The 12,657-nt window shown below is 73.3% G+C and carries 8 protein-coding genes and 1 pseudogene; 3 read left to right on the top strand and 6 right to left on the bottom strand.

Features of this window, described 5'->3' with window-relative positions; genetic code table 11:
• Window positions 1-547, bottom strand: a 547-nt coding sequence (locus tag CA984_RS36870; RefSeq protein ID WP_207621176.1) for a hypothetical protein, incomplete at its 3' end; no start/stop codon positions are given.
• 183 nt (window positions 548-730) lie between these two features.
• Window positions 731-1,297: a YbhB/YbcL family Raf kinase inhibitor-like protein gene (locus CA984_RS36865; protein WP_086578026.1), complete on the bottom strand. Its 567-nt coding sequence runs from the start codon at window positions 1,295-1,297 to the stop codon at window positions 731-733.
• A 102-nt stretch (window positions 1,298-1,399) separates the two neighbouring features.
• On the opposite strand from CA984_RS36865, the gene CA984_RS36860 reads away from it, so the two are divergent.
• Window positions 1,400-4,810: an AfsR/SARP family transcriptional regulator gene (locus CA984_RS36860; protein WP_165781546.1), complete on the top strand. Its 3,411-nt coding sequence runs from the start codon at window positions 1,400-1,402 to the stop codon at window positions 4,808-4,810.
• Window positions 4,811-4,838: 28 nt separating this feature from the next.
• Here CA984_RS36860 and CA984_RS36855 read toward each other — a convergent pair whose 3' ends face one another.
• The 4 genes and pseudogenes from CA984_RS36855 to CA984_RS36840 form a co-directional block, all read right to left on the bottom strand.
• Window positions 4,839-5,120: a hypothetical protein gene (locus CA984_RS36855; RefSeq protein WP_086578024.1), complete on the bottom strand. Its 282-nt coding sequence runs from the start codon at window positions 5,118-5,120 to the stop codon at window positions 4,839-4,841.
• A 1-nt stretch (window position 5,121) separates the two neighbouring features.
• The gene (locus CA984_RS36850) at window positions 5,122-8,229 is read right to left on the bottom strand and encodes a DEAD/DEAH box helicase (RefSeq protein WP_086578023.1); all 3,108 of its coding nucleotides are present in this window, start codon (window positions 8,227-8,229) and stop codon (window positions 5,122-5,124) included.
• Between the two features lie 76 nt (window positions 8,230-8,305).
• Window positions 8,306-9,103, bottom strand: a complete 798-nt coding sequence (locus CA984_RS36845; protein WP_242676383.1) for an ABC transporter permease — start codon at window positions 9,101-9,103, stop codon at window positions 8,306-8,308.
• A gap of 5 nt (window positions 9,104-9,108) precedes the next feature.
• Window positions 9,109-9,984: pseudogene (locus CA984_RS36840) on the bottom strand (ATP-binding cassette domain-containing protein); the annotation flags it as partial.
• Window positions 9,985-10,225: 241 nt separating this feature from the next.
• Here CA984_RS36840 and CA984_RS36835 point away from each other — a divergent pair.
• On the top strand, window positions 10,226-10,828 hold the full coding sequence (locus CA984_RS36835) for a PH domain-containing protein (RefSeq protein WP_341351751.1): 603 nt from the start codon (window positions 10,226-10,228) through the stop codon (window positions 10,826-10,828).
• A complete protein-coding gene (locus CA984_RS36830) occupies window positions 10,825-12,558 on the top strand; it encodes a PH domain-containing protein (protein ID WP_242676382.1) in 1,734 nt (577 codons plus the stop codon). Before CA984_RS36835 ends, CA984_RS36830 begins: the two co-directional genes overlap by 4 nt.
• Window positions 12,559-12,657: the final 99 nt, after the last annotated feature.

Genomic DNA, 12,657 nt, shown 5'->3' with positions numbered 1-12,657 from the left:
GTGCGGGGCTGGGCGCGGACCGGGGCTGGGGCGCCCGGTTCGGCAGCGGTGCCTGCATGGTCACCGCGTCGGCGTCCACCCGGGGCTGGGGCGCCCGGTTCGGCAGCGGGACCTGCATGGTCGCCTCGGCGTCCGCCTGGGGCGGATCGCCGTCGACGGGACGGCTGGCGCCCATCCGAGCTGCCAAGGACCCTCCGAAACCGCCCTCGTCAGCCTGGAGCCGCGTCCAGTAGTCGTCGTCGTAGTCGTCGGCCTGGCCGAACTCGTTCACGCCTCGCTTGCCGCGCGAGCTCGCCGGGCGCGGCTGGCGCGGAGGCTTGGGCTCGTCGAACGGGGTGAGGTCGGGCGAGAAGTGGTTCATCTTCGGTTCGCGCGTGGCGAAGTCGTCCGTGGACGTGGTGGGCGTCTGCGCCTCCTTCTCCGCCATCTCGCGCAGGCGCTCCGCCGGGAGCGCGCTCTCCCTGCGGTTCATCGACCGCATTCCCAGTGCCACGACGACGAGCACGAGGAGCACGACGGCGACCAGGCTTACTACGACCGCGATCATTGCACCACCCTCAAGGCCATGGCCTTCCAGCGGCGCCGGTGAGGTCGCGCGGCCATCGACGCGACCTGCCCCCTTGCATCACCTGCGCTCGGACATTGGATCTGATTGTGTCGGACCACTATGAGCGTTGTCACACCCTAAGTGAAGAATTGGTAACCATTACTACCTCCGGTGTTTGGCCTGTCACTCGATGTGCGCTGTGGTGAGGCGTCCCCAGGCGATCGTCTTGTCCGCGATGCTCTTCAAGGTCTGGTCGAGGGAGGCGCCCTTTTTGAGGTCGACCTTGTCGTTGAGCGCGTAGACGGTGAAACGATAGTTCTCCTGGGCGTGGCATGGAGGGGTATAGCCCACCTTGCCGCCTGTCGTGCTTCCCTCCACGGCTCCCACCGGGACGCTGTTGTCGGCCAGCTCGTTGGTGCGCGGGTCGATGTCGAACACGACCCAGTTCACCTCTCCACCGGTACGTGCGTTGCTGTCGGCCACGATCGCGACGGACTTCGTGCTGTCCGGGACACGTGACCAGCGCAACGGCGGGTTGCCTGCCGAGCCGTTGCACGAGTAGTCGGACGGCAGAGGAGCACCGTCCTTCAAGCGGGGACTCGAGACGCTGATCGGCTCCAGCTGCAGCCTATCGGCAGAGGCGGAGCCGTCCACCATCCCGCAGCCGGAGGAGACGACGACGAACGCCGCGGCGATGGCCGTTCCGACGGCCTGCCGCGGGCGGCGCGTAGACGTGTTCGGCTGCCCCATGCCCGATGATGCTACGCGGGTCTGGAAGATGCGCAGACCGGATCGCGAGGTTCCACGGCGCGGAAATGCCCGGGAATCGGACAGAATCGAAGGATGGAGGGGGTGAGGTTGGACACGGAAATGACCTTCGCCATCCTCGGGCCCCTGGAGATCCGCCGGTGCGGTGAGACCGCGGAGATCGCGGGGCAGCGCCTGCGCACCCTCCTCGGCCTGCTGCTTCTCGACGCCGGCCGGATCGTGCCCGTCGATCGGCTGATCGCGGGGGTCTGGGAGGACCGCCCGCCGAACGCGGTGGGAAACGCGCTGCAGGCCCTGATCTCCCGATTACGCGCCGCGCTGGCCGATCAGCGTGGATTGGTGGAGGCCGACGCGGCCGGCTACCGGCTGGCCGTCGACCCCGACCGGGTGGACGCCCACCGGTTCACCCGGCTGGCCGCCGAGGGCCGCGCGGCCCTCGCGACGGGCGCTCCGGCCGACGCCGCGACCGCCCTGCACGCCGCGCTCGCGCTGTGGCGCGGGCCCGTCCTGGCCGATCTGGCGGGCAATGACGCCGTCGCCGCCGCGATCACCGGGCTGGACACGCTCCGCCTGGCCGCCCTTGAAGACCGGGTCGAGGCCGACCTGCTCCTCGGGCGGCAGAGCGAGGTGGCCGCGGAGCTTCCCGGCCTGATCGCCGCCCACCCGCTGCGCGAGCGGTTCCGCGGCCAGCTGATGCGCGCCCTGTACGGCTCGGGCCGCCACGTCGAGGCTCTGGCCTCCTACGAGGAGGCCCGCGCGGTCTTCGCCGGCGAGCTCGGCGTGGACCCCTCGCCCGAGCTGGCCGGCCTCCACCTCTCCATGCTGCGCCGCGAGTGGGCCGAGAACTCCGTGCCGCGCCGCGAGTGGGCCGAGAACTCCGTGCCGCGCCGCGAGCGGGCCGGGAACGGCCTGCGGCCCTCGCCGCCCGGCGAAGGCGGTCCGGGGCTCCCGCCGCGGGGGGAGACCGGCGCGGAGGCTCCGGCGCTGGTCCGGAGCGGCCCGGAGTCCCCGCCGCCCGGCCGGGAGGGCCGAGGGCTTCCATCGTCCGCGGAGGCCCCGCGGCGGGGCAACCTGCCGGCCAGGCTCACCAGCTTCGTCGGCCGGGAAAGCGACGTGGCGCGGACCGCCGAGCTCCTCGTCGGCCACCGGCTGGTCACCCTGCTCGGTCCCGGCGGCGCGGGTAAGACCAGGCTGTCGATCGAGTCGGCCGAGGCGGTCGCCGGGCGGATGCCCGACGGGGTGTGGCTGGTCGAGCTCGCCCCGGTGGCCGAGCCGTCCGAGGTGCCGCAGGCCGTGTTCTCGGCGCTGGAGCTGCGTGACCCCCCTCCGCCGGCGTCCCCCGCCCCGGGGGCGATTCCCCTGCTCGCCGCCCGTGACCCGCTGTCCCGCCTCATCGCCGGGCTCGCCGGGAAACGGCTGCTGATCGTCCTGGACAACTGCGAGCACGTGGTCGAGGCGGCGGCGGCGCTCGCCGACCGGGTGCTGGCGAGCTGTCCCGGGGTGCGCGTCCTGGTCACCAGCCGTGAACCGCTCGGCATCACCGGAGAGATGAGCCTGCCGGTGCCGCCGCTCGGCCTCCCGCCGGGCGACGGCGACCCGGGCGACGCCCTCGGCTACCCGGCCGTCCGCCTGTTCGCCGAGCGTGCCGCGTCCGTCCGTCCCGGTTACCGGGCCGAGGACGAGGCCGCCGCGGTGGTGCGGATCTGCCGCGAGCTCGACGGCATGCCGCTCGCGATCGAGCTGGCGGCCGCCCGCCTCCGCTCGCTCTCCGCCGAGCAGATCGCGCACCGGCTCGACGACCGCTTCCGCCTGCTGACCGGCGGCAGCCGTACGGCGTTGCCCCGCCACCAGACGCTCCGGGCGGTGGTCGGGTGGAGCTGGGACCTGCTGGACGAGCAGGAACGGGTGCTGGCCCGCCGCCTGTCCGTCTTCGCCGGGGGCGCCGCCCTCGACTGCGCCGAGGAGATCTGCTCGGGGCACGGCCTGGACCGGACCGAGGTGCTCGACGTGCTGGCGCGGCTGGTGGACAAGTCCCTGGTGGTGGCGCAGAGCCACGGCGCAGCCGTCCGCTACCGGATGCTGGAGACCATCCGCGCCTACGCCGCCGAGCGGCTGGCCGAGTCGGGCGAGCAGGGCCGCGTACGGCTGGCCCACGCGGTGTTCTTCACCGAGCTGGCCGAGAGGTCCGATCCCGGCCTGCGCGGTCACGGGCAGCTCGCCGTCGTCGCCGAGATGGTCGCCGAGCACGACAACCTGTCGGCCGCGCTGCGCTGGGCCGTCGAGGCGGCCCGGTCGGACCTGGCGCTGCGGATGGTCGGCGCCCTGGGGTGGTACTGGTGGCTGCGCGGCTACCGGGTCGAGGGCGCCCACCGCGCGTACGAGGTGCTCAGGCTGGCCGGCGACGACGCCGACCCCGCCCGGCTCGCCCTGGCCCGCGCCTCCTACGGGGCCAACGCGGTGGGCGCAGGCATCGAGCTCGACACAGCGCGCGCCGAACTCGCCGAGGTGGTACGGCTGGCGCATGAGGAGCTGGCCCGGCCGTGGCACCCCCTGATCGTGCTGGCGGGCCCGATCATCGCGCTGGTCACGGGTCTGCCCACCGACGACGACCACTACCTCGACGAGATGCTCGCCCATCCCGACCCCTGGGTGCTCGCCTCGGCACAGCTGTTCCAGGGGTTCGACCACCTGTCCACGGGCCGCATCCCCGAGGGCAGGGCCGAGCTTTCGGCCGCCCTGCGCGGCTTCCAGGAGGTCGGGGACCGCTGGGGCGTCGCCAACGTGCTCGCCTCGCTGTCGGACCTGCACTTCCTCCACGGCGAGCCCGAACGGGCGCTGGGGGAGGTCCACCGGGCGATCGTCCTGATGGAGGAGATCGGCGCGGTCGACGAGGTCGCCTACATGCGGAGCCGTCTGGCAGTCGGGCTCAACCTCACGGGGGACAGGGCGGCGGCCGAGGAGATCCTGGAGCAGACCCTCCGTGACGCCGTCAGGAGCGGGGACCGGATCGCCGCCCTGTCCCTGCTCAGTGCCAGGGGGGACTTCGCCCGCGAGGACGGCAGACTCGACGAGGCCAGGCACTACTACGCCGAGGCCATGCGGGTGGTCGACGAGACGCCCAGTATCTCGCTGCAGATGCGGGCCTCGGTCAACGCGGCCCTGGGCCTGCTGGCCGAGCAGGAGGGCGACCTGCCCCGCGGCAGGCGGCTGCTCAGCACCGCGCTGGAGCAGGCCTCGGAGACGGCGGACGTGGCCGTGATGGGCCTGGTGCTGATCGGCTGCGCCGGGCTGGTGCTCTCGGAGGGCGCACCCGCCACGGCGGCCATGCTCCTCGGCGGCGCCGCCGCGGTCCGCGGCATCGACGCGGTGGTCGACTTCGACCACGTACGGATCACCGAGCGCACGATGGCCGCGCTCGGCCGGCAGGAGTACTTCCGGCACTACGAGCGCGGCCGCCTGCTGCCCCGAGAGAAGATCATCGCGCTGGCGGGCTAGAAGCCTCGCGGGCGGGGCGGGACGCCGCCTACTCGCCGTTCAGCTCCCGGTAGGGCTTCCTCAGCAGGTCGACGAGCGGGATGTGCCGCACCTTGACCGGCGGCGGCTCCAGCGCCCGCAGCAGAAGGTCCGCGGGGGCCGCCGCGACGTCCGGCCGGGGCCGCAGCCGGCTCAGCGAGACGCCGGGGGAGTAGAAGTCGGCCGTCCGCCGGTCGAACGGCACATCCGGCGCCGCACCGTCTCCCACCGGATCCCGCTCGGCCGGCGGAACCGGCGGGGCGGACGAGGTCGCGTCGCTCTCGTGGGGCATGTCAGCTCACCGCCCCGGGGCCGAGGCGGAACAGCTCGCGCAGCTGCTCGGTGGACAGGTTCGTGAGCCAGTCCTCGCCGGCGCCGACCACGCTCTCGGCGAGCGCCTTCTTGCGTTCGATCATCTCGTCGATCCGTTCTTCCAGGGTGTCCACGCAGATGAACTTCCTGACCTGGACGTTCCTGCTCTGGCCGATCCGGAAGGCCCGGTCGGTCGCCTGGTTCTCCACCGCCGGGTTCCACCACCGGTCCACGTGGATCACGTGGTTGGCGGCGGTCAGGTTGAGGCCGGTGCCGGCCGCCTTCAGCGACAGCAGGAACAGCATCGGCTCGTCGTCGCGCTGGAAGCGCTCCACCAGCTCCTCGCGCCGGTGCTTGGGCAGCCCGCCGTGCAGCCACAGCACCGGCCGGTCCAGATGGGCGGCCAGGTAGGGCTGCAGGAGGGAGCCGAACTCGGTGTACTGGGTGAAGACCAGGGCCTTGTCGCCCTCCTCGACGATCTCCTCGGCCAGCTCCTCCAGTCGGGCCAGCTTCCCCGACCGGCCGGCCAGCCGCGAGCCGTCCTTGAGCAGGTGGGCGGGGTGGTTGCAGATCTGTTTGAGCCGGGTCATCGTGGCCAGCACGTTGCCCCGCCGCTCGATGCCCTGGGAGCCGTCGATCCTGTCCATCATGTCGTTCACCACGGCTCTGTACAGCTCCGCCTGCTCCGGGGTGAGCGTGCACCACACCTTCATCTCCAGCTTCTCCGGCAGGTCGGAGATGATCGTCTTGTCGGTCTTGAGCCGCCGCAGCACGAACGGCCCGGTGGCCCGCTTCAGCGCCCTGGTGGCGTTCTCGTCGCGCCGCGTCTCGATCGGGTCCTGGTAGCGCCTGCGGAAACGCTTGGCCGGGCCGAGCAGCCCGGGGTTGCAGAACTCCATGATCGACCAGAGCTCGGAGAGGTGGTTCTCCACCGGGGTGCCGGTCAGCGCCAGCCGGGTGCGGGCGGGAATCGACCGCACCGCCCGGGACTGCTGCGCCGCGCTGTTCTTGATCGCCTGCGCCTCGTCGCAGACCACCCTGCCCCACTCCAGGGCCGCCAGCGCCCCCAGGTCCCGCAGCGCCGTGCCGTACGTGGTGAGGACCAGGTCGGCCTCCCGCACGGCCTCCGCCAGTTCGTCGTCCCGCTTGCGCGTGCCGCCGTGGTGGACGTAGACCCGCAGCGAGGGGGCGAACCTGGCGGCCTCCTTCTGCCAGTTGCCGACCAGCGACATCGGGCAGACCAGCAGCGTCGGCGGGTGAGCGCCGCCCTCACGCTCGGACAGGAGCAGGGAAAGGGTGGACACGGTCTTCCCGAGCCCCATGTCGTCGGCGAGGATGCCGCCCAGCCCCAGGTCGGACAGGAAGCTCAGCCACGACAGGCCGCGCTCCTGGTAGGGGCGGAGCGTCCCCTCCAGGGTCCGTGGCACGCCGACCGGGGTGAGCCGGCGCTCGGCCTCGCCGGAGAGGAGGTCACCGAGCAGGCCGTCGGCGTCCACCGCGACCAGCGGCAGTTCCTCGTCGCCGCCGTCCACGACCTCGCGGATCACCTCGCCCACGGTCCGCTCGCCGCCGCCCCGCTGCTCGACGACCTTCAGAGCCGCCTTGAGCTGCTGGTCGTCCAGCTCGATCCACTGCCCCTCGACCTGGACCAGGGGGATCCTCAGCTCGGCCAGTCGGGCCAGCTCCTCCCCGGTGATCGTGTGGTCGCCGATGGCCACGTCCAGCCGGAAGCTCACCCGCCGGTCCAGGCCGAACCCCTCCTCGCCGGTGACCGCGCGCGTGGTCAGCTTCAGCCCCAGGCCCTGGCGTCCCGCCCAGGTCGGCAGGCGCACGCCGTAACCGGCGGCTCTCAGCATGGGCGCGCCGTTGCGGAGGAAGGAGAAGGCCCAGGCCGTCTCGACGGTCAGGCCGGACGGCTCGGGGTCGCGCAGCGCGCTGTAGAGGTCGGGGTGGAGGCGGACGGCCCGGCTCAGGTCGGCACGGAGGACCTCCTCGGGCCGCTCGGGCAGCCAGGGAGCCCTCTCACCGGCTCTGATCCGGTCGGCGGACAGGTAGGCGACCTCCCCGTCCGACTCCCCGGCGCCGGTCGGGGACACGCGGGGGACGAGGCCGAACTCCACCTTCCAGGAGGCGTCCTCCCCGGCGGGCTCGATGAGCCGGAAGCAGGCCCGGACCGGCCCGTCCAGCTCGTGCGCCGAGGCGGACCACCCGTCGAGCGCGCCGGACAGCGCCGCCGCCTCGGCGGGCCTGGCGGCGGGAAGCGCGGCGTCCTCGCCGGTCAGCGCGTACAGCCAGCGGTCGGGCAGGGGCGCCTTGGTCCCCGGCCGGTTGCCGAGGATGAGGCGGTCGGGCAGCGACAGGCGCGCCACGCCGTCCACCAGGCCGTTCAGCGCCGCGCGCAGCACGTCCGCCGACGGGCGCTCCTCGGCCACCGCCCTGCAGACCGGCGGCATCGCGGCGGCGAGGTCGCGCAGCACCGTCGCGTCGGCGCCGGTGAGCACGGGCCGCCAGCGGGCCGCGTGGCCGCCGCCCTCCACCACGAGCCGGGGCAGGATCCGGCCGCGCCGCACCAGGCCGCGCGCGTGCTCGGCGACCACGGCGAAGTAGCGGAGGGAGAGGCCGGGGCCCCACCCGTGCTCCGCCGCGCTCCCGGGCACGTCATCGGGGTCGAGCCCGGACGGGCCCGCTCCCGCGTCCGGAACGGACAGGGAGTCGAGCAGGGAGAGGGCGTCGACCGGACGGAGCAGCAGCGCGGGGACGCGCCAGGCGGAGATCTTCGGGCTCCGCGCCGTGCTCGCCAGCCCGGACTCGGGCGAGGGCAGCGGGCCGCGGGCCGAGCCGGGGAGCAGGATGGTCAGCTCGCACTCCCCGGTGCCCGCGGACGATCCCCCGGCGGCCGTCCCGGGAGCCGCCGTCGCCGGGGCCCCGCCGGGGACGGCCGCGCCGAGGGCCGCGGCCAGGACGGCCGCGGGAGCGGCGAAAGGATGGGGACGGAGCGTGGCGCGGGAGGCGGGCGCGGGGGCCCGGGCGGTGTCCTCCGCCCAGACCCCCAACCGCCCGTCCACCCAGGCACCATGGACCACCAGCACGCGACCACCTCGGTTCTCGTCAGCGCGTTCCCGCCACGGCCCGGCCGCCGTCCGCGGTCTCCGCGCTCCCGACAGACTAGGTCCGGCTGCGGAATGCGCGGATCGCCAGCGGGGCGAAGACCACCGCCAGCGCGGCGGCCCAGAGCAGCGAGCTGATCGCCGGCCCGGCCACCTCGCCGCCGATCAGCAGCCCGCGGACGGCGTCGGCCAGCTGCGTCACCGGGTTGACGTCCACCCAGACCTGCAGCCAGCCGGGCATCGTGTCAGTCGGCACGAACGCGTTGCTGGTGAACGTCAGCGGCATCATCAGGGAGAACGCGAAGATCTGCACCTTCTCCGGGTCCTTCGCCTTGAGGCCGATGAGCACCGACATCCAGGACATCGCCAGTGCGAAGGCCAGCAGCAGGGCCACCGCGCCCAGCACGCCGGCCACGCCGGTCTGGATCCGGAAGCCCAGGATCGTGCCGATCCCGAGGAACAGGAACAGCGCCCAGAGCTGCTTGGCGGTGTCGGCGATGATCCGGCCCGCCAGCGGCGCGGTGCGGGCGATCGGCAGGCTGCGCAGCCGGTCGAAGACGCCCTTGGTGATGTCGGTGTTGAGGCCGATCGCCGTGGTCAACGTGGCGAACAGCGCGTTCTGCACGACCAGGCCGGGCAGCGCGAACTGCAGGTAGTCCCCGGTGCTCCCGGCGATGGCGCCGCCGAACACGTAGGTGAACAGCAGCAGGAACATCACCGGCTGCACGCTCAGGTCGAGCAGCTCCATGGGGTTGTGCTTGATCTGCACCAGGCTGCGCCAGGTGAGCGTCATCGTCTGGCGGAACCCCGCCGACAGGCCGACCCGCTTGGCCGGAGCCGGGGCCGGTACGGTCATCGTGGTCACGCGAACACCTCTTCCTTGGCGTCGGAGGCCTTGTCCTCGGCGGGATGGCCGGTCAGGGCCAGGAAAACCTCGTCGAGGCTGGACTTGCGCAGCGAGAGCTCGGAGGCGACGACCCCGAGGTCGTCCAGCCGCCTCACGATCGCCGGCACCACCGCGGGGTCGTGCACCGAGGCCACGGCCTTCCCGCCGGTCACGGTGGGGACCTCGGCGATGACGTCGGCGACGACCTGGACGACCAGGTCGAGATGGTCCGGCCGGAGCGGCCGTACCTCCAGGACCTGGGCCCCGGTGGTCGCCTTCAGCTCGTCGGAGGTGCCCGAGGCGATCACCCTGCCGTGGTCGAACACCACGATGTCGTCGGCGAGCTGGTCGGCCTCCTCCAGATACTGGGTGGTGAGCAGCACCGTCACCCCGTCGGCCATGAGGTCGCGCACCACGCTCCACAGCTCGGTACGGCTGCGCGGGTCGAGACCGGTGGTCGGCTCGTCGAGGAACAGCACCTGGGGCCGCCCGACCAGGCTGGCGGCCAGGTCGAGACGGCGGCGCATGCCACCCGAATAGGTCTTCGCCGCCCGGCCCCCGGCATGGGTCAGCTCGAACCGCTCCAGCAGCTCGGCCGCCCTGGCCCTGGCGTCGGCCCGCGACAGTTCGAGCAGGCGGCCGAGCATCACCAGGTTCTCCACCCCGGTGAGCGTCTCGTCGACCCCGGCGTACTGGCCCGTGAGGCCGATCAGCGACCGCACCTGGTGGGCCTGCCTCGTCACGTCGAACCCGCCGACGGAGGCCGTGCCCCCGTCGGGCCGGAGCAGCGTCGCCAGGACCCGTACGGCGGTGGTCTTGCCCGCCCCGTTCGGCCCCAGGACGCCGAGCAGACGTCCCTGGGGCACGAGAAGGTCGACCCCGTCCAGCGCACGGGTCTCCCCGTAGCGCTTCACCAGGCCCTCGGCCTGAATGGCGTATCGCATGATCGGCACCTCTCCCTAGTGATCGGTCCCCAGGGTGCACCGTCCCACTGACACTTCTCTGACCCCCGGCCTCCTCGGCCCGGAGCCCGCTGACAGATCGCTGACACGGCGGTCCGCCCGCCCGGACGCAACCCTTTAGGCTGACAGCGTGAGCGACCGAGCCGATGAGTACAGGGATGCCACGAGCGGCGCCGCGGCGGCGGACCGGGCGGGCGGCGGGCGTCCCCCCGGCGGCGGTCGTGTCCCGTTGCGCGCCCCCGCCAACCGGGTCTCCCGCAAGGCCGTCACGCTGTGGCTGCTGGAACAGGTCTTCTGGTCCGTCGTCCTGGTCGGCGGATCGTTCTTCCTGGCCCGGTGGATCGACGCCGACCGGTGGTCCTGGCTGCCGCTCTGGCTGGTGGACGGCATCTGGTGGCTGCCGGTCGTGGTGGCGGTGCTCGTCGTGCCGGGCGCGATCGTCGAGCCGTTCTGGCGCTACGCCGTGCACCGGTGGGAGTTCAGCGGGGACGTGGTCTACGCCCGTTCCGGATGGATCAGCAGGGAATGGGCGTTCGTCCCGGTCAGCCGGATCCAGACGGTGGACAAGACGCAGGGCACGCTGGAACGGACGCTTGGGCTGGCCACGGTCGAGATCCGCACCGCCTCCCATGCGGGATCGTCGACGATCAAGGGTCTCGACTACGAGGTCGCCGCCGTCCTGGCCGAGGAGCTCGCCCGGCGGGCCGAAGAGCTGAGGGACGACGCCACGTGACCGAGCCTCCCGAGCACCAGGGCCTTCCCGGACAGCCGGGTGAGGGGGACCCCCGCCTCGCGGCGGTCCCCGGTGGCTTCCCGCCAGGCCCGCAGGCCGCACCGGAGGGCGGGCCGCCGGTGGCCGGTCAGGGATACGGCCCGCCGCCGACCGGACCGGCGCTGCGGCTCAGTCCCAAAGTGCTGCTGACGGATCCGATCCGGATGCTGCCCTCGCTCTTCCTGCCGCTGGCCGGTGTCCTGTTCATCGGCGGGTTCTCGCCGGGCTCGTTCGGGTGGGCGGCTTTCGGCGTCGTCGGCTCGGTCGTCTTCGCCGCCGTCCGCTGGGCGACCTTCACCTACCGGATCGCCGGCGACAGGCTGGAGCTCACCCGGGCCCTGATCAGCAGGTCGGTGCGGACGATCCCGCTGGAGCGGATCAGGGGTGTCGACGTCAGCAACCCGCCCCTGCACCGGCTGCTCGGCATCGCCGTGCTGAGGATCGACACCGGCGCGAGCGGCGACGAGAAGCAGGAGGGCGAGCTCGACGGGGTGACCGTCGAGGAGGCCGAGCGGCTCAAGGCCGTGCTCCTGTGGCACGCCCGCGCCCGGATGGCGCGGCGTGCCCAGGCGCAGGAGACGGCGCGGGCGGCCGCCGGGTCGGACCTCATGGCGCCGGCGGCCGGCCCGTCCACCGGACCGCCGGGGACCGCGGCTCCCCGCGAGACCCGTCACGAGGTCGGCGAGACGACCCCCGAGCGGGTGTTCTTCGTGGTGCCGCGCAAGTGGCTCGCCTACGGCCCCCTGTCGGGGGCCTACCTGCTGACGCCGTTCGCGCTGGTGGCCGGTGCCGTGGGCCTGGCGTTCCAGTGGGGCTCGGAGTTCAGGATCGACGGGCGGACCGTGATGGGCGCGGGGGAGTGGCTCTGGAGGCACCCCGCTCTCCTGATCGGCGCGCTGGTGCTGCTGGTGCTCGCCATGCCGGTCGTCGGCACGGTCATGTACGCCGTGTTCAACTGGGACTTCACCCTGCGTGCCAGGGAGGGATACCTCGTCGCCGAGCGGGGCCTCCTCACTCGCCGGAGCGTGTCGCTGGAGCGGCGCAGGGTGCGCGGGTTCGAACTGGTGGAGGGGCCGGCCGAACGCTGGACGGGGCTCGCGCGCGCCTGGGCGATCGTGACCGGTCTGGGCGACTCCGAGACCAGGGGCCAGCTGATGCCCGTGGCGCCGCGCTCCATCGTGCTGGACGTGGTGGGTGAGGCGATCGGGCCGATCGCCACCGGCCTGCGGGCCCATCCGGTGGCGGCGCGCCGGCGCCGGCTGTTCCGGGCGATCTTCCCGTGGCTGGTGGTCGCCGCCTGCGCGGTGGTGCTCGCCGCGGCGTGGTCCCCGATCTGGTGGGGGCTCGCGGTGCCCGCTCTCGTCCTCGCGCTGCTGGGCGTCCCACTCGGCCTGGACCGCTACCGGTCCCTCGGCCACACCTACGACGGGGCGCGCCTGTCGGTCCGGTCGGGGTCGCTGCGCCGCTCCCAGGCCGTGGTGGAGGAGCGGGCCGTGGTCGGCTGGACCCTGCGGCAGACATGGTTCCAGCGGCGTGCCGGTCTGCTGACCGTGGTCGCCGGGGTGGGCGCGGGCACCGGAGGCTACGAGGCGATCGACGTCGGCGAGGCCGCGGGCGTGGCCTTCGCCGCCGAGGTCACACCCGGCTGGCTCGCCCCGTTCGTCGCGACCGAGGCCGCCGAACGGCCCTGACCCTCCCGCCGTCGCGACGGAGACCACCGGAACGGCCCCGCCCCTCGGCGCGGCGGCGAACGGCCTGTGGCCTCCTGCACGGTGGGGCCGGGGTAACCG

Source organism: Streptosporangium minutum (genome assembly GCF_002149035.1).
In the GTDB taxonomy this organism is placed as follows: Bacteria; Actinomycetota; Actinomycetes; order Streptosporangiales; family Streptosporangiaceae; genus Streptosporangium; species Streptosporangium minutum.
Note: the sequence above shows the minus strand (reverse complement) of the source record. Positions and strands in the feature narration are given on the sequence as shown.

Excerpts from the sequence above, each read along its gene's own strand:
- CA984_RS36865 (WP_086578026.1), bottom strand. The coding sequence starts at position 1,297 with ATGGGGCAGCCGAACACGTCTACGCGCCGCCCGCGGCAGGCCGTCGGA.
- CA984_RS36855 (WP_086578024.1), bottom strand. The coding sequence starts at position 5,120 with ATGCCCCACGAGAGCGACGCGACCTCGTCCGCCCCGCCGGTTCCGCCG.
- CA984_RS36845 (WP_242676383.1), bottom strand. The coding sequence starts at position 9,103 with ATGACCGTACCGGCCCCGGCTCCGGCCAAGCGGGTCGGCCTGTCGGCG.